Origin of the sequence: Streptococcus sp. oral taxon 431 (genome assembly GCF_023115445.1) — a bacterium.
Classification (GTDB): Bacteria; Bacillota; Bacilli; order Lactobacillales; family Streptococcaceae; genus Streptococcus.
In genome coordinates this window covers 43352-63708 of record NZ_JALDUI010000004.1, presented here as the reverse complement: position 1 = coordinate 63708, position 20357 = coordinate 43352, and the positions used below count along the sequence as shown (strand labels likewise).

The window sequence follows — 20357 nt, the reverse complement described above, 5'->3', positions numbered from 1 at the left end:
CCTTATCGTTGCGATTTTTAGTTTTCCTTTTAGGAAACTTTACATGTAATATTGAAAACGCTTTCCTAGTATTTGTCAAGAAAAAACCAACCTCAGGGCTGGTTTCCTTTACATATTAATCTTCTTTTAACTTAGCCAATTCTTGGGCAAGTAGCTTGAGGGCGACTTGTGGGTTGGCTTGGCCTTTGGTCGCTTTCATGAGGAATCCTGTGAAGGCCTTGTCAGCGTTACGTTTTCCTGACTTGAAGTCGGCAACAGCGGCTTCGTTATCCGCAAAGACTTGATGAATAATTGGAATCAAAACATCAGGATCTGAGATTTGAACTAAACCAGCTTTTTCCACGTATTCACGCGCTCCACCACCATTTTTAGCTAGGTGAACAAAGACTTTCTTGGCAATCTTAGATGAAATCGTACCATCTTCGATGATAGCAATCATTTCAACCAAGTTTTCAGGTGTCAATTCGATTTGTTCCAGTGTCTTACCTTCGGCGTTCAAGAATTGAGCGACTTCACCTTGGAGCCAGTTAGAAACTTGTTTGGCATCACCACCGAGGGCGACAGCTTTTTCAAAGAAATCAGAAGTGACTTTATTTGCAGTTAACTGGCTAGCGTCATAGTCTGACAAGCTGAGGTCAGAGACGTAGCGCGCACGGCGTTCTTTTGGAAACTCTGGTAACTCCGTACGCATTTCTTCAATCCACTCGTCAGAAATTTCAAAGAGAGGTAGGTCTGGTTCTGGGAAGTAACGGTAGTCAGCAGCACCTTCTTTGACACGCATGAGGATGGTTGCCTTGTTAGCTTCATCGTAACGGCGTGTTTCTTGGCGAATTTGACCACCAGAGCGAAGGATTTCAGCTTGACGTTGAACTTCGTATTCGAGACCCTTGCGAACATTTGAGAAGGAGTTGAGGTTCTTCAATTCAGTCTTGGTACCGAATTTTTCTTGACCATAAGGACGAAGGGAGATGTTAGCATCTACACGCATTGAACCTTCTTCCATCTTGACGTCAGAAATACCAGCGTACTGGATGACTTCCTTGAGGGCAGTTAGGTAAGCATAGGCTTCCTCTGGTGAACGCATGTCTGCTTCAGATACGATTTCAATCAAAGGCACCCCTTGGCGGTTGAGGTCAACATAAGAGTAACCATCTGTACCATGGGTGTTTTTACCAGCGTCTTCTTCCAAGTGAGCACGTTCAATACCGATTTTCTTAGTCGTACCATCTTCTAGTTCCACTTCAATCCAACCGTTGTAACCGATTGGTTCATCAAACTGAGAAATTTGGTAGGCTTTAGGATTATCAGGGTAGAAGTAGTTCTTGCGGTCAAAGTGCATCTTCTTATGGATGTCCATGTTAAGAGCGAGTGCAGCCTTGATACCAGCATCGACAACACCCTTATTGAGAACTGGCAGAACTCCTGGGAAGGACCAGTCAATCACGTTAGTGTTGGCATTTTGGTCATTTCCAAAGTGGGCAGAAGTAGGTGAGAAGATTTTTGAATTGGTGTTGAGCTCTACGTGGACTTCAAGTCCAATGACTGTTTCAAAGTTCATTAGTTATCACCTCCAAAAATCACAGGTTGTTGTTTGTGGTAGTCTGTTGTTGCCTCAAAAGCAGCAGCAGCTTGGTAGATAGTTTCTTCAGAGTATTTAGGACCGATCAATTGGAGTCCTACTGGTAGACCTTGAACAAATCCAGCAGGAATAGAAATCCCTGGTAGACCAGCTAAGTTGACAGGAATTGTCAAGAGGTCAGCCAAGTACATAGCAACTGGATCATGGTTGAGCGAATCCAAGTCGTAGGCAACGCTAGGAGCAGTTGGTCCCAAAATCAAGTCATAATCCGCAAAGACTTTTTCAAAATCTTGGATGATGAGGGTACGAACTTGACCAGCCTTCTTGTAATAGGCGTCGTAATAACCTGATGAAAGGCTGAAAGTTCCAAGCATGATACGACGTTTCACCTCTTCACCGAAACCTTGGCTACGGCTGTTTACATAGATTTCATCAAGATTAGTCGCATCCTCTGCACGATAGCCATAACGGATACCGTCAAAACGTTGCAAGTTTGATGAAGCTTCAGATGAAGCGATGATGTAGTAAACGGCAACACCGTATTTAGAGTGAGGAAGGCTGACTTCTTCGACGATAGCACCGAGTTTTTCAAAGTGTTTGGCCGCATTCAGAATGGTTTCCTTAACCTCTGGGTCAATCCCTTCACCAAGATATTCCTTAGGCAAAGCAATTTTCATGCCCTTGATGTCTTGCCCGATTTTTGAAGTAAAGTCGGCAATGCGGATAGGAGCAGAAGTAGAGTCTTTGGCATCTTCGCTAGCAATAGCGTTGAGCAAGAGGGCGTTTTCCTTAACAGTTGGTGCGAAAGGTCCGATTTGATCTAATGAGCTACCGAAGGCAATGAGACCGAAACGAGAAACTGTTCCGTAGGTTGGTTTGAGACCAACAATCCCGTTGAAGGTAGCAGGCTGGCGGATAGAACCACCAGTATCAGAACCCAGTGATAAGCGAACTTGGCCTGAGGCTACAGCTGCAGCAGAACCACTTGATGAACCACCAGGAACCTTGCTATGGTCCCAAGCATTTTTAGTGGCACCGTAGTGGGAAGTCTCACCTGAACCACCCATGGCAAACTCGTCCATGTTGGTTTTCCCAACAACGATCATGCCCTTAGATTTTGCATTGGCAACAGCTGTCGCATCAAAGATTGGCTCGTAGTTATAAAGCATTTTTGAGGCTGCAGTTGTGAGGATACCGTCTGTAGAGATATTATCTTTGACTGCGAGCGGAATTCCTGAAAGGACATTGTCAGCGTCAATTCCAGTTTCGTCAATAGCTTTAGCTTGAGAAAGAGCTTGATCTTCAGCGATAGTGACAAAGGCATTGATAGCTTCTTCACGTGCCTTGATATCTTCAAGCGTTGCTTGCGTTAGTTCGGTTGCAGAAATTTCCTTAGATACAAGGAGATTATGCAACTCTTCAATCGTTTTATTGTTAAAAGTCATTAGGCATCTCCTCCATCGTCCAGGATAGCTGGTACCTTGATATAGTAATTGTCTTTTTTAGGTACATTTTTAAATAAGCGATCACGGTCAGTTCCTTCTTCGGCTACGTCTGGGCGAAGAACGGTCTTGCGATCTGCCATGGTAGTCGTTGGTTCAACACCAGTAGTGTCAACTTCGCCCAGCAATTCGACCATATCAACAATCTTAGACAAGGTTGTCGCAAAGGCAGCAGTTTCTTCTTCTGAGAATTTTAATTTTGAAAGATTGGCAACGTGTGTTACCTCTTCTTGCGTAATTTTCATCTTGCATCCTTTCGTGAAATGATGATTATTTATCTGTTCTATTTTACCATATTTTCCTATAAATAAGGGAGGGATAAGTGAAAAGAAATAGAAATTGAAAAAAATGCTAAAATCCGATATAATGGAGTGTTGAAAGGAATGGTAAAATCCAATGTAGAAATCATTCTTAGCTATTGAAACAAGAAAAATAGAGAATCAGAGAAAGAGAACTTATGAATATTCAAGAAGAAATTAAGAAACGTCGTACCTTTGCTATCATCTCCCACCCTGACGCGGGGAAAACAACCATTACTGAGCAGTTGCTCTACTTTGGAGGCGAGATTCGTGAGGCTGGTACCGTAAAAGGAAAGAAAACAGGGACTTTTGCCAAGTCTGACTGGATGGATATCGAGAAGCAACGTGGGATTTCGGTTACTTCATCTGTGATGCAATTTGACTACGATGGTAAGCGTGTCAATATCCTAGACACCCCAGGGCACGAGGACTTTTCAGAAGATACTTATCGGACTTTGATGGCGGTGGATGCTGCGGTCATGGTCGTGGACTCTGCAAAAGGTATCGAGGCCCAAACCAAGAAATTGTTTGAGGTTGTGAAACATCGTGGCATTCCCGTCTTTACCTTTATGAACAAGCTGGACCGTGACGGTCGTGAGCCTTTGGATCTCTTGCAAGAATTAGAAGAAGTTCTAGGCATTGCGAGCTATCCTATGAACTGGCCAATCGGGATGGGGAAAGCTTTTGAAGGTTTGTATGACCTTTATAACCAACGCTTGGAACTCTACAAGGGGGATGAACGTTTCGCTAGTCTAGAAGATGGGGACGAGCTTTTTGGCAGCAATCCTTTCTACGAGCAAGTCAAGGATGATATTGAGCTTTTGAATGAAGCTGGAAATGAGTTTTCAGAGGAAGCTATTCTGGCTGGAGAATTGACACCAGTCTTCTTTGGTTCAGCTTTGACAAACTTTGGTGTGCAGACCTTCCTTGAAACCTTCCTTAAGTTTGCTCCAGAACCACATGGACACAAGAAAACAGACGGTGAAATTGTGGATCCTTACGACAAGGATTTTTCAGGATTTGTCTTTAAAATCCAAGCCAACATGGACCCTCGTCACCGTGACCGTATCGCCTTTGTCCGTATCGTATCAGGTGAATTTGAGCGTGGGATGAGTGTCAATCTGCCTCGTACTGGTAAGGGTGCTAAACTTTCGAATGTCACTCAGTTTATGGCGGAAAGTCGTGAGAATGTGACCAATGCCGTGGCAGGAGATATAATCGGAGTTTACGATACAGGTACTTATCAGGTTGGGGATACCTTGACAGTTGGAAAAAATAAGTTTGAGTTTGAACCGCTACCAACCTTTACCCCTGAGATTTTTATGAAAGTTTCTGCTAAGAATGTCATGAAGCAGAAATCCTTCCACAAGGGGATTGAGCAATTGGTGCAAGAAGGAGCCGTTCAGCTTTATAAGAATTACCAAACAGGTGAGTACATGCTAGGGGCTGTGGGGCAACTCCAGTTTGAAGTCTTTAAGCACCGTATGGAAGGTGAGTACAATGCGGAAGTAGTCATGAGTCCAATGGGTAAAAAGACTGTTCGTTGGATCAAGCCTGAGGACTTAGATGAACGGATGTCATCAAGTCGCAATATCTTGGCTAAAGACCGTTTTGACCAGCCAGTCTTCCTCTTTGAGAATGACTTTGCCCTCCGCTGGTTTGCGGACAAGTATCCAGACGTGGAGTTAGAAGAAAAGATGTAGATCGCCAAAGTTACTTGATTGTGTAACAATCTAAGTAACTAACGCCAAGTTTCTATGGAACTTGGCTAGGCGCTCCACTAGTAAAGTTTTACGAATATAATCGATTCGTAAAACTTTACGTCGTAACAGAAAGGAAGCGAACTAGCTAACTGTCTTACTAACTTCGTTTGGCAAATATAATCGATTTGCCAAACTTCGTGTCGTAATTTAATAAACGGTAACCGTTATGGCAGTTCACCTAAACGCTTCACTAGGCAAAGTCCACGAATAGTTTCGATTCGTGGGCTTTTTCGTCATAACAATTCAAAAATGGTCTGCCTAACGATCGTTAACTTATCAGCGTTTCTGCCTCTTCGTGTCGTAGTTCAGTAAATTTATGTGGTTGTGTAACAATCTAAGAAGATTAAGGAAAGACCTAATAGAGTTGCCTCACTATCTTACTAACTTCGTTTGCCAAATAGAATCGATTTGAAAAACTCCGTGTCGTAGTGAAAAAGAGTATCTGAGTTGTGAACTTACCTTAAAACTATTGCAAAAAGCCAAGAAAATCCCTTCCTTGGCTTTTGTTGTAGCTTGCTATTTAGAATTTTCCTAAAACTCCGCCCCAATGTGGGACGGAGTTTAGGAGGTCTTTTAGGTCGCTAATCGGTAAACAGCTTCAGCATAGATATCCATAGCATGATAGAGATCATCTAAGATAGCATATTCATTTGCTTGGTGTTCTGTTTGCTCTCTTCCTGGGAAGAGGGCGCCAAAAGCGACACAGTTTGGCATCGTACGTGCAAAGGTTGCACCACCAGACGATAGAGCGGGACTCTTGTCACCAGTTTTTTCTTCATAAACCTGCATGAGAGTAGTGACGAGCATACTATCTCTTGCTACGTAAAGTGGCGCTAGGTAGTCAAATTCTTGGTAGCTAAGTTGGTAAGCTTTTGCGCGCTCTTTCAGCTGATGAACAAGGGCATCCTTGTCTGCAAGGACTGGGATTCGGATATCGATTCGAATCTCAGAACTTTCGGGAGTAATGGTCAAGGCGGCCACATTAAAGGATAAATGTCCAGAAGGCTGGTCGCTGATATCACCAAAGATTCCTTTTCCTTGACCATCCTGACCAACTTCTTTGGCAAGAAATGTAAGTGCAGGATGGGATTGAATAGAATCAAGGACGGTGGCTAGTCGAATGACTGCATTAGTCCCTTGGCTAGCATCCTTGGCATGCTTAGATACTCCTAGAACAGTAAGGTTCTGGTCATTTTGTTGATAATCGTAGCCAGCAGCTATTAGGCCTGCCTGGATCTGATCCATAAGTGGTCCTTGATAGGTTGCCTTATCAGGAACGACATTGAAAGCTCCACCTACATCTAAGGCGAGTTGTTCTGATCCAGGTCCATGAAGTTTGACTTGAAGGAGTCCTTTTTCTGCATAGGTTAATGGGAATGATGAGTCAGGAGCAAATCCCATGCTGGCTTGCTCTTCAATGGCATTATATCTTGCCATACAACGCCAAAGTGTTTCTTCATCAGTGCCAAATATGAACCGAACCTGTTTTTTGAATTGAATTCCTTGGTCAAGCAGGCTTTTGACTGCGTAAAGGGCTGCAAGAGAAGGTCCTTTATCATCCTGAGAACCCCGACCATAAACCCTCCCATCTCTGATACTAGCTACAAATGGAGGAGTTTCCCAGTCTGTCAAATCGCCTGCAGGAACTACATCTAGGTGGCAGAGGATGGCAAGGAGATCCCCCTCACCAACTTCTGCATACCCATAATATCCTTGAGGATCAAGGTAGGTTTTAAAACCAAGTTCTTGACACAAGTCCAGCGTTTTTTTCAGGATATCTTGAATTGCTTGACCAAAGGGAGTGCCATTTTCACCTTCATTGAGAACAGAAGGATAAGAGATGATTGTTTTCAAACTTTGAAGAAAATCCTCTTTGATTGATTCTGTAATATAGGATTTCATCCGTATTTCCCCTTTTGACTATAAGAATGGCACAAAGGTACCTAAGATAAGAAGTAGAATACTTGCAACGACAATGACGATGACAAGTTTTCCGACAAATTTCCACCAAGTTCCAAGGCTGACACGACCAAGAGCAAGAGCTCCCATGACAATACCTGAAGTAGGAGTCACAAGGTTAAGGACACCAGAAGCAGATTGGTAGGCAGTGACGATCAGGCTTGCTTTAACATTGACGAACTCTCCAAGAGGAGCCATGATACCCATAGTTGCACTGGCAAGACCAGATGAAGAAGGAATGAGGAAGGACATAGGTAGGTAGAAGATATAGGTCAATACGATGAAGATTTGAGGAGAAAGACCTTGAAGGCCAACTTCACCCCAGTGTAGGATGGTTGCAGTAATCATACCATCGTTCATGATAACTTGGATACCACGAGCAACCGCACAAATCAAGGCTACTGAAAGCAAATCTGCAGCACCAGTTAGGAAGGTTGAGACAATCTTGCTTTCTTTGAGACCATAGACAACACCGATCAAAATCCCCATAACGGCAAAGAGCATAGCGCCTTCAGGGAAATACCAGCTACCAAATGGTAGAGCAGATGAACCGATAACTCCTCCAATTACAGGAAGTCCGATTAACCAATTCTTGAAGTCTTCAAATACAGTAACATGCAAATCAACCCAAGGGATGAAACTTGCAATCATAATGATAAAGGTTAATACAAATAAAGCGAGGACATGTTTTTGTTTCTTGCTCAAAGTAGATGGTGCATCATCGTTTTCTGAAACATTAAAGTGTTTAATATCTTCTTCGCGTTGAGCGTAAACGAGTGATTTAGTAGGATCTTTTTGAATCTTTTCTGCATAACGATAGACAAAGTAAGTGCTGATACCTGTCATTACAAACCAGAAGATAACACGGAGAATAACCCCATCCATAGAAGAGATTCCCGCAGTATCAGAAGCAATAACAGTAGCAAATGGATTCAATGTAGATGCCAAACAACCAACTTGAGAACCTAGTAAGATGATGGCTACGGCAGTGATACTGTCAAAACCAACTGCCATCATTACAGGAATAAGAAGGGGGTAGAAAGCCATGGTTTCTTCCCCCATACCATAGGTAGTTCCTCCAAGTGCGAAGAGGGGCATGAGGATGAGAATCAACATTTTTTCGCGGCCCTTGTATTTTTTTACGATGGAGGCAATCCCTACATCGAGTGTACCAGTAGCGTTTACAACACCAAGGAAACCTCCGACCATAAGGATAAAGAAGGCAACATCGATGGCTGCGCTAGTTGGTTCGTGACCGAGCATGGCACGAATTGGTGCCATGAGGATATCGTAAATCCCTTGAGGATTTGAGTCAACAGTTTGATAGGTACCTGCGATGAGGTTACCTGCTTCATTGGTATCATACTTACCTGCAGGAATGACCCAGGTCAAAAATGCCATAATGGCAATGATGATGATCAAAACAGTGTATGATGAGGGCATTTGAAACCTTTTTTTATTTTCACTCATTTGTTTTTCCTCCTAAACTATGTCACACAGTATAAAAACGAATGATGTGGCAAGAGTGCTGACTAAACTTTCTTGAAAGGTATGACTAAACTATTATTCTTTCACGATGATTGTCCCGCTATCAGATTCAATCAAGGCTCCCAAATTGCTGAGGGAAGTGATGACGGCTTTTCCTGCTGGACGATTGGTTACAAAATCAATGGCAGCTTGGATTTTTGGTAGCATACTACCAGGAGCAAATTGCCCCTCTTGGATGTATTCTTGAAGTCGGTTAACAGTTACTCGCTCCAACTTTTCTTGATTTGGTTTGTTATAGTTGACATAAGCATAATCTACGCCGGTTAAAATGATGAAGAGATCTGCTTCGACTAGCTCTGCCAAGCATTGCGATGCAAAATCCTTATCGATGACAGCTTCTACCCCTGAGAAGTAACCGTTTTCGTTTTTGGTTACAGGAATACCTCCACCGCCTGCTGCGATGACAATTTGTCCCTTATCTAAGAGTGCGCGTATACTATCGATTTCTTTGATATAAACAGGTTTTGGAGAAGCCACTACCTTACGCCAGCCACGTCCTGCATCTTCTTTAAAGTTGGCTCCAGTTTTTTCGCTTTCTGCTTTAGCCTCTTCTTCTGAGTAGAATGGACCAATGGGTTTACTTGGATTGAGAAAGGCAGGATCATTCTTGTCCACGACAACTTGTGTGACAACAGAAACGACAGTTTTATCAAGATGAATATCCTGTAAAGCATTTTCCAGAGCATTCTGGAGCCAAAAACCGATGCTACCCTCAGTCATAGCAACAAGTGAATCGAGAGGAAAGGCAGGATTTTTTTCGGAATTCGCTGCTAGGTGTTGGAGGAGAAGGTTACCAACTTGCGGTCCATTGCCATGGGTGATAATCAATTCATCACCATTTTGGATGAGTTTCACCAGATGGCGTGCTGTTTCTGCCAGAGCGGCTTCTTGAGCTTGAGCAGATGGATCTGTGGAAAGAATGGCATTTCCTCCAAGAGCGACAACGATTTTACGATGAGACATGAGCGCTCCTTTCTTTTGGATGAACAAAAGCCAATTTTGGCTAAAAGCTTGGATTTGGAAATTGAGAAGAAAGAGTTTGTAGGGGCGAGTTGAGTTGGAATTTCGAAATGCGAATAACTGGAAGACAGTTACTTGTTATGAGGTTTTTGCTTGAATGGTGACTATTGGTGAATTCCAACTCAGAGCTCGGAACTATTACAAAAAGGGACCGGACTAAAACATTAGTCTCAGCCCCTAAGCTGTTTCTTATAGTCGGTATCACACTTTAGGAATGTAGAGATTTCCTAGTGTAGCAGCCATAACGGCTTTGATGGTGTGCATACGATTTTCTGCTTGATCAAACTGACGAGCATATTTGCTATGGAAGACCTCATCAGTTACTTCCATTTCTTTTACGCCAAATTTCTCAGCTACTTGTCTGCCGTAGATTGTGTTCGTATCATGAAAGGCTGGTAAGCAGTGGAGGAAGATTAAGTTTTCATTGCCTGCTTTTTTAACAAGATCCATATTGACTTGGTAAGGTTTTAGCAAAGCGACGCGTTCTGCAAACTTATCTTCTTCGCCCATAGATACCCAAACATCAGTGTAAAGGACATCAGCCCCTTTTACAGCTTGATCAGCATCTTCTGTGATGAGGATGTGAGCCCCACTTTCTTTGGCATATCCCTCAGCCAGTGCAACAACTGCTTGATCTGGGAAGAGTTCTTTTGGTGAAAAGACATGAACGTTCACACCAAGGATCGCTCCTGTTACTAGAAGGCTATTGGCAACATTGTTACGACCGTCACCACAGTAAACCAATGTCAAACCTTCAAGATGTCCGAAATTTTCTAGTACTGTCAAGTAGTCTGCAAGCATTTGAGTTGGGTGCCATTTATCCGTCAAGCCATTCCAAACAGGAACGCCAGAGAATTCAGCTAATTCTTCAACCATATCTTGACTAAAACCACGGAATTCAATACCATCAAACATCCGTCCCAAAACTTTTGCGGTATCTTCCGTAGTTTCTTTTTTACCTAGTTGAATATCGTTGGCCCCTAGGTATTCTGGATGTGCACCAAGATCGATTGCAGCAGTTGTGAATGCTGCGCGTGTACGGGTAGAAGTTTTTTCGAATAAAAGAGCAATATTTTTACCAGCTAGATAGCGGTGTTCGATGTTTCGTTTTTTAAGATCCTTCAAGTGAGCTGAAAGTCCAATCAAATATTCGAGCTCTGCACGGGTAAAATCTTTTTCAGCTAGAAAACTTCTTCCTTGAAATACTGAATGTATCATTCTATATATCCTTTTCTAACAAGCATGATTCTGCTAGCAGATGCTAGGCAGAAATAGGAAGAATTTAAATGTCTTCGCGTTCAAACGGCATTGACATACAACGAGGTCCACCACGACCGCGTACCAACTCCCTGCCGCGAATCTTAATGAGACGAAGTCCATGTTCTTCAAGTTTCTTATTGGTCACAGTGTTGCGTTCATAAACGACTACGACACCTGGTGCGATAGCGAGTGTGTTAGAGCCATCATTCCATTGTTCACGAGCAGCTGCAACGATATTCCCATCACCACAAGGAATGAGTGTAACTTTTTCTAAACCAAGGTTTTGAGCAAGGAGCTCTGCCAAATCTCCTTTTTCTTCAACAATCTTGAGTTCTTCATTTTCGTAAGTGACGGAATAGACGCGAAGATTGCCTTGGATTTCTGGGTGGATTGTAAATTTGTCATAGTCTACCATGGTGAAGACAGTATCCAAGTGCATGAACTTACGGCTGTTTGAAAATTCAAAAGCCAAAACTTTCTTGAAGCCAACCTTCTTTTTGAAGATATTAACCAAAAGTTTTTCGATAGAAGCGGCATCAGTCCGTTGAGAGATCCCAACTGCTAGGACATCTTTTGAAAGAACAAGTTCATCTCCACCTTCAATCCGAGTAGTTTCTTCACGGTTATAGATGAGCTCTACTTTACCACCATAAATTGGGTGATGCTTGAAGATGTACTTACCATAAAGTGTTTCGCGATTGCGTGTATCGGCGTACATGTGATTAAGTGATACTGCATTCCCGATAGTCGCAAATGGGTCGCGGGTGAAGTAAAGGTTTGGCATTGGATCGATGGCAAATGGATAGTCAGATTCAACCAAGTCAGTTAATCCTTTGCCTTCTTCAGGGATGTCAGGCAATTCAACTTTTTGAACACCTGCCATTGTTTTCTTGATCAGTTCAAGATTGTCGTCAATATCATGAAGCAGTTTTCGGATGGCATTTTTAGTTTGTCGACCACGAATATTTGCTTCGTTGAGATATTCTTCGATGAACTGGTCGCGTATTTCTGGAGAAGTTAATGATTCAGCAGCCAATTGTTCAAGATAGAGCACTTCGATTCCTTCGTCACGGAGTGCTTGAGCAAAGGCGTCGTGTTCACTTTGGGCATCTGCTAAAAATGGGATGTCATCAAAGAGCAACCTCTCAAGGTGATCAGGCATCAAGTTTTCTAATTCTTGACCCGGACGGTGCAACATAACTTTTTTCAGTTTCCCAATTTCTGAGAAAACATGAATTGGATGTGAAGACATGTGTATCCTCCTTTTTTTCTCGTGTGTACCAAATGATATTGGTATCGCTTACAAGCTAATAGTATCACAATTTAATATGCATTACAAGGGATATGATAAGGCCTAAAAGGCTTTAAAATGGCTATTTTAAAGGATTTCTTACATTTTTTTATAAGAATATTCACAAATATACATGTTAAGTTAACTTATTTTTATATTCTATAAAATTTATGCATAAAAATATTTTTAAAATTTTTTAAAAAAATTTTTGAGATAGTAGAAAAAAGTGGATTTTCTGAGGTGGAAAGTTTGTTGAAATAAAAAAATCCCTTAGACTAGGAGATTGATCTAGCCTAAGGGAAGAATAGTTGGGTATTAGATACCGAAATTTTTCATAAAAATTGTAAAGAGTGCCAGTAAGATGAAACTGATACTATTAAGTAGCATATGGATCGAGATAGACATTTCCAAACGTCTGGTACGATAAGCAGTCCAAGTGAGGACAGCAGACATCCAGCCATAAATCAAAACGGAAGGGAGATTAGAAGGTCTGTGCGCAAGGAGGAAGATCAACCAACCAATGACATAGCCAAACTTTTCGTAGCCTTGGAAGAGTTTGGTAGGAATAATCCCGCGACAGATGATTTCTTCACAAATAGGTGCGATTAAAACGATGAGGAAGAAACTGCTAATCAGAGAGCTTTCGGAAATAAGGTTGTTGATTACTTGCTGATTAGAAGTTGTTGTTTGTTTTATGAGTTGTAACCAGATGCCACCTACAAGATTTCCAACAAAGATTGTCAAATAACTCAAAACAATACGAGGAAGATCATTAATCGTTAAGAGTTTAGGCTTAAATACTAGTAACTTACTCTTATGGGCTCCGTATAAAAAGATAGCAAGCACAAGAATCGAAATAAGAGCTACGATAAGTGATGACCATATAGGATCAATCTGACTTATTGCTAGCAGAGCTAGAGTTTGCATCGGGATTTGAGAGAGAACGATGGATACTAACAAAATCCCAAACCACGCGAGTCGTTTACGAAAATCTTTAAAAAAGTTCATTGATAGGTCTCCTAAAATTTTTATCTAATTATAACACAATTGCTGAGAGGATTCTATTTGTTACCATAAGAGGAAAGTACAGACGACAAATAGAATATCCCGAATCAAATGACCGTAGAATGATACCTCCTGTCTCAAATTTTTGGGGAATAAAAAACTGAGAAATAGAGCACCAAGGCCAATATAAAAAGCAATCGATAAAATGGTGATTGGATTACGTAGGAAGATTAAAATAGAAATGATGATGACGGCAAATCTCACTTCCTTGCTACTGGAATTTTTTTGTAACCTTCTCCATTTTTTCAAGGGGAGAAAGGTAACGAGATCAACTCCAAAGAGAAAAAAGAAGGAGGGAAGGATGAGTTCTACAGCTTCTTTTTGAAGTAAGTTAACAGTGACGATACTCTCTGACAGAACCAGTCCAATACCACAGAGGTTGACCACAATCATCATACTATAAAATAAAAAGATAAAGCGACTCCTATCAATCAGTCTATCTCTTTTCAGGTTGTGACTAGATAAATAATGCATAAAGGCACAAGACCCAGATAAGCCCAATAAAGCCAGTAGAAAATAAAAACAGGATTGTTTAAGGGCCAGAGACGTTCCAGACCAAAAGATACAACTACAAAGTGCCAGTTGGATTAAGGCAAAGAACAAGAGTAGTCGAATTGATTTCATGACTTTTTCCATAAAGTATCCCCTATATTTTTTTCTTATTATAGCTAAAAGATAGGAGAGAAAAGTCCTTAAATTCCCAATTGTCGATTTTTAGGGCTGTCTTGTCTTTTGAAACTAAAAAATCCCTCTTCAAGGGTTCCTTGAAGAGGGGAGATAGGTGTTCTAACGTTTAGACCAAGTGCGCTTCATAAAGAGCAGTATGATTGGATAAATTTCAAGACGTCCTGCAATCATTGCAAAGGATAGCAGAAGTTTTGAAAATGGACTAAAAATTGAGAAACTTGCAGTTGTTCCTAAAATAGGACCGATATTGTTAAAACAACTGAAAACAGCACTCGTAACAACCATTAAATTATTGGTATCTAAACTGACGATGAAAATCAAACTGAGTAAAATCATGATATAAACCACAAAGTACTTCAGAATCTTGTGCTGGGTATCCTTATCAATAACCGTTTGATTGACCTGGAGGGTCAACACACGGTGAGGTGATATGGTAGACAAGACTTGATTTTTAGCAATTTTAGATAGGATGACTCCGCGGATAACCTTGAGACCACCTGCAGTGGAGCCGGCAGAACCACCGATTGCCATCAGCATTAGCAAGATGTATTGAGAAAACAAAGGCCAGTTCGTGATATCTCCATATCCAAAACCGGTAGTGGTAATGATGTTAGATACTTGGAAGAAAGCCATCTCAAAGCTTTGTGAAACTCCGCTATAGAGGTGGAGTGTGTTAAGCGTGATTAAGCCAGTTGATATGGCTACAATCAAGAGATAGGCTCGGAGTTCTTCATCAAAAAAGAATTCCTTAATACGACGGAGCATGAGATAGTAGTAGAGGTTGAAATTGACACCAAACATCAAAACTCCGATACTTGTCAGATAGGTAATGAGAGAACTGTGATAGTGGGCAATTCCATCATTATAAACAGTAAAGCCACCTGTACCAGCAGTACCCATAGCGATGACAAAACTATCGTAGAGTGGCATCCCAGCAAGGTAATAAATAACCACAAAAAGGGCAAACATAGCCAGGTAGAGGATATAAAGGATTTGAGCTGTATTTTTTAGCTTAGATACAACCTTACCAAATACTGGTCCAGGAACCTCTGCCTTCATAACCTCTAAGTGACTGTTTTTTGCATTGTCCATGATAGCTAGGGCAAAAACCAGCACCCCCATCCCTCCGATGAGGTGGGTGAAACTTCTCCAAAATAGAAGCGAACGGCTTAAGACAGAAACGTCATTTAAGATGGTTGCTCCCGTTGTTGTGAAGCCGGAACTAATCTCAAAGAAGGCGTCTATCATATTGGGAATTTGTCCTGAAAAGACAAATGGAAGGGCACCAAAGAATGACCAGAGAATCCAACAGAGAGCAACAATTAAGACCCCTTCTTTTGCATAGATTCGCTGTTTTTTAGGCTTACTGATAATTCCCAGAAGACCTAGAACAACAAGGATTCCGATGGTAGAGAAAAGAGCTGTAAAAACTTGACTCGATTCTCGATAATAAATAGCAATGCTAACTGGAACTAAGAGTAGACCAGCCTCAATCAAGAGTAGCTTAGCAAGAAGAAAGCGTACCATACTTCTATTCATGGCTTACCTCTCTAGCAAATCGTAAATCTTGGTGATATTTGACAGTAGCGTGATAACCACTAGTTTATCACCGACTTGAAGGCTATCTTCACCAGTTGGGAAGATGGTTTTCCCATTACGAATAATAGCAGCGATCAACAAATCTTTTTTGAATTTAAGTTGAGACAAAGGTTTGCCAGTCATTTTATTGGCTTCCTTGATGAGGAATTGAAGTGTCTCAACCTGTCCATTTGCAAGGTGGTGCATAGCTTGAAGGTCTGAATATTGGGCATTAGCACGACCGTGGATAAAGTGCATGATAGCATCTACAGCGATGGTTTTTGGTGTGATAATACTAGAAAACTCAGGTGCATGGATAATCTCTAAAAGGCTAGTTCGATTGACCTTGGTGATGTTTTTCTGAACACCAACACTATCTAAGAACATAGATGTAATAATGTTTTCTTCGTCAACGCCAGTGAGAGTTGCGACAGCATCGTAGTGTTGGGCGCTTTCTTCTAGGAGGATATCTTTTGCGGTTCCATCACCTTGCACAATATAGAGTTTTGGATATTTTTGACTGAAAAATGCTGCACGATCTGGATTAAGCTCAATGACCTTGGTATCAATACGGCTATCTTTCAAAATACCAACAAGGTAGTAAGCGATTTTTCCAGCTCCAATAATGAGTAAACTTTTAACGACACGAGATTTGACATAGTTATGAAAAAGCATCATGTCTACACGGTTACCTGTAACAAAGATCCGATCCTTATCTTGGAGGACCATATCCCCACTTGGAATCATGAGCTTATGATCGCGCTCAATGGCACAAACGATAACATTACCAAACTTTTTACGGAAATCAGCAATAGACATCTGACAAATATTACTATCAATTCGAACCTTGAATTCCATCAAACTAACCAAACCACCTGCAAAACGCTCAACAGAAAGAGCATTTGGGAAATCGATGATATTAGCAATAGCACGAGCTGCAAGGAGTTCTGGATTGACAATAAGAGAAAATCCGAGAATATTTTTTTCTTTAAAGTAAGGGTTGGAATACTCAGGATTGCGGACACGGACGATGGTTTCTTTAGCCCCCATCTTTTTAGCTAAGACAGCAGAGACCATATTGACCTCGTCATATTGAGTCATAGCAATGAAAATATCGCAGTCTTGAACATTGGCAGCTTCTAGCATGGCAAAGTCAGCCCCATTACCTGCAATTCCAATAATATCAAAACGGCTTGTCATATAATTAAGAACCGTTTCGTTCTGTTCAATGAGGACAACATCATGATTGTCAGCGACAAGTGAACGACAAAGGGCAGAACCAACTTTCCCCCCTCCGACAAGAATAATCTTCATACTTAAATAACCTACTTTTTCAATATGTATCTATCATACTCTTTTTTAGAATAAAATGCACTCGGCAACCGACTCTTTTCATTATTAGGGTAGAAAATTGTCCCACTGATAATCTTACTTGTTAAAAATTTAAGATATAAATCAGCTATTTTCGTGTAATTCTAATGAATACATAAGCATTTTAAGCTAATGTAAATATGTTTGTAAAAAAATTGAAAAAATCAAGTCATTTCTATTGACAATCAAGCTGAAAGTGATATACTAAAACAGTAGTTTCGCTGATTTACTTCAAACCTGTTGTGAGGTAAGTTAACGATGCCTTAACCACGCTGTTTGCTGAGCTTGACTCCGGGCAGTGTGGCTATTTTTTTGCACTAGTGAGAGGAAACAAGGCATGGCAAATCACATTGTATTATTTGAACCCCAAATTCCACAAAATACGGGTAATATTGCTCGTACCTGCGCAGCAACGAATGCGCCCCTTCATATTATTAAACCGATGGGCTTTCCTATCGATGACCGTAAGATGAAGCGAGCAGGTCTAGATTATTGGGACAAGCTTGAGATTCATTTTTATGATAGTTTGGCTGATTTTATGGAAAAAATGGATGGTCAGCTCTACTTGATTTCCAAGTTTGCAGAAAAAGTCTATTCAGATGCAGATTTTACGACAGAAGGAGATCATTATTTTCTTTTTGGGAGAGAAGATAAGGGATTGCCTGAGGAATTTATGCGTGAGCATCCAGAAAAAGCTCTCCGCATTCCTATGAATGATGAGCATGTTCGTAGTCTCAATGTTTCAAATACAGTTTGTATGATTGTTTATGAAGCACTTCGTCAACAAAACTTTGCGGGTCTCGAACTGGTTCACACTTACGAAACAGATAAGTTGAAATAAACACTTAGATAAAATGCTTGCGCTTGCAAGCTTTTTTTGTTATCATAAAGGGGTCTTCAGGGCAGGGTGAAATTCCCGACCGGCGGTAAATTTGACTAGCTATTTTAGCTTTCTCGTCGTTGTCTTGTCTCGATATACTTTAAGTATTATCTTCGACTACGACGCCTAGATAAATCTAAAATATCTTAGCCAAATAAGTCCGCGAGCGCAAGCTGATGTGGTGAGATTCCACAACCGACAGTATAGTCTGGATGGGAGAAGACGAAAGAATGGCTTTGTCTATTCTAATTGATTTTTTATAGGTAAATTGCAACCGCTTGCTAAAAAAAGAGTGAGGGGGAACTTTTGGAATATAAAAATAAAGGATAGATAGAGGAATCCTTTCCAACTTCTTCTGATTTTATAGAAAATTGGAGGAACCTGTTATGACAAACACACGTCGACTTTCGACCATTGCAATTCTATCAGCACTTTCATTTGTGTTGATGTACTTTGACTTTCCGCTTTTGCCAGCGGCATCCTTTTTGAGGATTGAGTTCAGTATTTTACCGGTCCTTGTGGGCTTGGTAGTCTTGGATTTACCAGCAGCTTTTGGAGTGCTTTTCCTTCGGTCCTTGTTGAAAATCCTTCTGAACAATCAAGGGGTTAGTACCTATATTGGTTTACCGATGAATATTGTTGCCTTGGGAGTCTTTGTACTTGCTTTTGGTTTGATTTGGGAAAAAGAGCGAACAACCATGCGTTTCGTCCTAGCTTCACTAGCTGGTACGCTTGGTTTAACTCTAGCTATGCTAGTTCTAAACTATGTTTATGCTGTTCCTTTGTACGCTAAGTTTGCTAATTTTGATATTGAGAAAATCTTAGGATTGAGCAACTACCTGATGACTATGGTTTTGCCTTTTAATCTGATTGAAGGTATTATCTTTGCCATCTCTTTCTGGTTGTTGTTTGTCCTTTTGAAACCAACTTTAAAATACTATGAAAGATAAACAAACATTTATGATGAAGGGCTCTTTTGCCCTTTTACTTTTTATGATTATTGGCTATATTGTCAAATTTTATCCAGAAATGCTGGTCGGTTTTGATCAGCCGATTCAGACTGCCATTAGAGGTGATTTACCTGAGACCTTAACGCTTCTTTTTCGGGCAATTACGCACTTAATTGATATCCCAGTCATTATTAGCTGGGTTTTAATTGTAGCTTTTATATTTTATCGTAAGCAATGGAAGATGGAAAGTTATCTCATGCTGGGGAATTTGACTTTAGCTGGAATCTTAATCGTAACTTTTAAAAATATCTACCAAAGACCACGGCCAGAAATTCTACACTTGGTAGAAGAAAAAGGTTTTTCTTTTCCAAGCGGACATTCTCTGGCAGTAACGATTATGGTTGGAACTTTGATTGTGATTTTGAGCCAAAGGATTAAGAATACAGTCTGGAGAAAAATCGTTCAAATCTTGCTAAGTTTATACATCTTCAGTGTATTGGTATCAAGAATTTATCTGGGAGTTCACTACCCGTCAGATGTGATTGCCAGCCTTTGTGTAGGCATAGGAGTTTTGTTTATGGAGTTTCCTTTCTACGATAAACTGCGATTTCAATGGCGCTTCAAAGGAAAGCAGAAGTAGGCATTAACCCTTCTTGAGGAGGAAGAAATGGAAGTCAACATAAAAGATCTTCATCCGAGTCAACTATACTTATCAGAAAAGAAATTACAAGATATCCAGATGCTTTATCAATCGGTAGAAAAGCACAATCTTAATCCAATCAGTGTTCTTACATTTGGAGATTATTTGTTGATTACAGACGGGCATCACAGGGCTTATCAGGCTTTATTGATAGGCCAGAATACGATTTCTGCTGAGTGGGATAAAGATGGTGGTGATGAACTATATCATCTCTATGCGCAAGCTTGTGAGAAAAGAAAGATATACTCTGTTCTGGATTTAAAAGATCATATCTTACCTCAAGATGAGTATGAAGCAAAATGGTATAACTGGTGTGATGGTTTTAATCAAGCAGCGGAGCTAGTATTAGGATTAGAAAATGATGACAAAAATCATTCAGATAGATGATTCCTTGCGTCTAGTTCCCTATTTTTTAGCAGATCATCATGATGCAGCTTTGGCCTGGTATCAAGATGTGGATTTGGTGGAACTTGTAGACGGTATTAAAATACCCTATAGTTCAGAAAAATTAAATGCCATGTATTCCTATTTAGAAAGACACGGGGATTTGTTCTGGATTGAGTTTCGAGAAAAGGGAGAGTGGCTTCCAATTGGGGATGTAACCTTATCTCAGGAGAATCTTCCTATTGTGATTGGCAATCCAACTTATCAACATCAAGGACTTGGACGCAAGGTATTGAAGACTTTGATTGATCTAGCTCGGCAAAAGGGTTGGAAACAATTGAAAGTTCAAGAAATCTACACTTTCAATCGGATTTCTAGAAGATGTTTTGAGTCTCTTGGATTTGTGGAAAGTGGTACTACTGAAAATGGAGTGAGTTTTGTATTGACTTTGATTGAATGAATTCACTCCATCGAGATAGAAGATTCTAAAGATTGATTTCACCAAAAAATTGTAACAGAAA

The 20357-nt window shown here is 40.7% G+C and carries 18 protein-coding genes and 1 riboswitch; of the genes, 6 read left to right on the top strand and 12 right to left on the bottom strand.

Going from position 1 to position 20357, the window contains the following annotated elements:
- Positions 1–115: 115 nt before the first annotated feature.
- The 3 genes from gatB to gatC are packed head-to-tail and all read right to left on the bottom strand — an operon-like array spanning position 116 to position 3326.
- Positions 116–1558 (bottom strand): Asp-tRNA(Asn)/Glu-tRNA(Gln) amidotransferase subunit GatB, encoded by a 1443-nt coding sequence (gene gatB / locus M1R56_RS03820; protein ID WP_248034668.1) that lies wholly within the window; start codon positions 1556–1558, stop codon positions 116–118.
- Positions 1558–3024, bottom strand: coding sequence for an Asp-tRNA(Asn)/Glu-tRNA(Gln) amidotransferase subunit GatA (gene gatA, locus M1R56_RS03815; RefSeq protein WP_248034667.1), 1467 nt, complete (start codon positions 3022–3024; stop codon positions 1558–1560). Before gatA ends, gatB begins: the two co-directional genes overlap by 1 nt.
- Positions 3024–3326 carry an Asp-tRNA(Asn)/Glu-tRNA(Gln) amidotransferase subunit GatC gene (gene gatC, locus M1R56_RS03810; RefSeq protein WP_248034666.1) on the bottom strand — a complete coding sequence of 101 codons (303 nt, stop codon included), beginning with the start codon at positions 3324–3326 and terminating at the stop codon, positions 3024–3026. Before gatC ends, gatA begins: the two co-directional genes overlap by 1 nt.
- Before the next feature lie 212 nt (positions 3327–3538).
- Between gatC and M1R56_RS03805 the strand changes: the two genes are divergently transcribed.
- A complete protein-coding gene (locus tag M1R56_RS03805) occupies positions 3539–5083 on the top strand; it encodes a peptide chain release factor 3 (RefSeq protein ID WP_248034665.1) in 1545 nt (514 codons plus the stop codon).
- Positions 5084–5716: 633 nt separating this feature from the next.
- On the opposite strand, the gene M1R56_RS03800 is transcribed toward M1R56_RS03805, so the two are convergent.
- From M1R56_RS03800 to trkA, 9 genes are all read right to left on the bottom strand, one after another.
- Positions 5717–7045: a dipeptidase gene (locus M1R56_RS03800; protein ID WP_248034664.1), complete on the bottom strand. Its 1329-nt coding sequence runs from the start codon at positions 7043–7045 to the stop codon at positions 5717–5719.
- Positions 7046–7063: 18 nt separating this feature from the next.
- The gene (locus M1R56_RS03795) at positions 7064–8572 is read right to left on the bottom strand and encodes a YfcC family protein (protein ID WP_248034663.1); all 1509 of its coding nucleotides are present in this window, start codon (positions 8570–8572) and stop codon (positions 7064–7066) included.
- Positions 8573–8665: 93 nt separating this feature from the next.
- Complete coding sequence (gene arcC / locus M1R56_RS03790; RefSeq protein WP_248034662.1) at positions 8666–9613, bottom strand: carbamate kinase; 948 nt, start codon at positions 9611–9613, stop codon at positions 8666–8668.
- A gap of 258 nt (positions 9614–9871) precedes the next feature.
- Complete coding sequence (gene argF / locus M1R56_RS03785) at positions 9872–10885, bottom strand: ornithine carbamoyltransferase (protein ID WP_248034733.1); 1014 nt, start codon at positions 10883–10885, stop codon at positions 9872–9874.
- Between the two features lie 67 nt (positions 10886–10952).
- Entirely contained in the window at positions 10953–12182 is a 1230-nt protein-coding gene (gene arcA, locus M1R56_RS03780) for an arginine deiminase (protein WP_075232048.1), read from the bottom strand.
- Positions 12183–12536: 354 nt separating this feature from the next.
- Positions 12537–13229, bottom strand: coding sequence for a CPBP family intramembrane glutamic endopeptidase (locus M1R56_RS03775; RefSeq protein ID WP_248034661.1), 693 nt, complete (start codon positions 13227–13229; stop codon positions 12537–12539).
- A 60-nt stretch (positions 13230–13289) separates the two neighbouring features.
- Positions 13290–13922 carry a hypothetical protein gene (locus M1R56_RS03770; protein ID WP_248034660.1) on the bottom strand — a complete coding sequence of 211 codons (633 nt, stop codon included), beginning with the start codon at positions 13920–13922 and terminating at the stop codon, positions 13290–13292.
- 150 nt (positions 13923–14072) lie between these two features.
- Positions 14073–15512: a TrkH family potassium uptake protein gene (locus M1R56_RS03765; protein WP_248034659.1), complete on the bottom strand. Its 1440-nt coding sequence runs from the start codon at positions 15510–15512 to the stop codon at positions 14073–14075.
- A gap of 3 nt (positions 15513–15515) precedes the next feature.
- A complete protein-coding gene (gene trkA, locus M1R56_RS03760; protein ID WP_248034658.1) occupies positions 15516–16865 on the bottom strand; it encodes a Trk system potassium transporter TrkA in 1350 nt (449 codons plus the stop codon).
- A 394-nt stretch (positions 16866–17259) separates the two neighbouring features.
- Between trkA and M1R56_RS03755 the strand changes: the two genes are divergently transcribed.
- From M1R56_RS03755 to M1R56_RS03735, 5 genes are all read left to right on the top strand, one after another.
- Positions 17260–17763 (top strand): tRNA (cytidine(34)-2'-O)-methyltransferase, encoded by a 504-nt coding sequence (locus M1R56_RS03755; RefSeq protein WP_045763706.1) that lies wholly within the window; start codon positions 17260–17262, stop codon positions 17761–17763.
- A 48-nt stretch (positions 17764–17811) separates the two neighbouring features.
- A riboswitch (FMN riboswitch) is annotated at positions 17812–18030 on the top strand.
- A gap of 158 nt (positions 18031–18188) precedes the next feature.
- Positions 18189–18752, top strand: coding sequence for an ECF transporter S component (locus tag M1R56_RS03750; RefSeq protein WP_248034657.1), 564 nt, complete (start codon positions 18189–18191; stop codon positions 18750–18752).
- Complete coding sequence (locus tag M1R56_RS03745) at positions 18742–19392, top strand: phosphatase PAP2 family protein (RefSeq protein WP_248034656.1); 651 nt, start codon at positions 18742–18744, stop codon at positions 19390–19392. The genes M1R56_RS03750 and M1R56_RS03745 overlap by 11 nt, the downstream gene beginning before the upstream one ends.
- A 27-nt stretch (positions 19393–19419) precedes the next feature.
- Complete coding sequence (locus M1R56_RS03740) at positions 19420–19839, top strand: ParB N-terminal domain-containing protein (protein ID WP_248034655.1); 420 nt, start codon at positions 19420–19422, stop codon at positions 19837–19839.
- Positions 19814–20296: a GNAT family N-acetyltransferase gene (locus M1R56_RS03735; RefSeq protein ID WP_248034732.1), complete on the top strand. Its 483-nt coding sequence runs from the start codon at positions 19814–19816 to the stop codon at positions 20294–20296. Before M1R56_RS03740 ends, M1R56_RS03735 begins: the two co-directional genes overlap by 26 nt.
- The last annotated feature ends 61 nt before the right edge of the window (positions 20297–20357 follow it).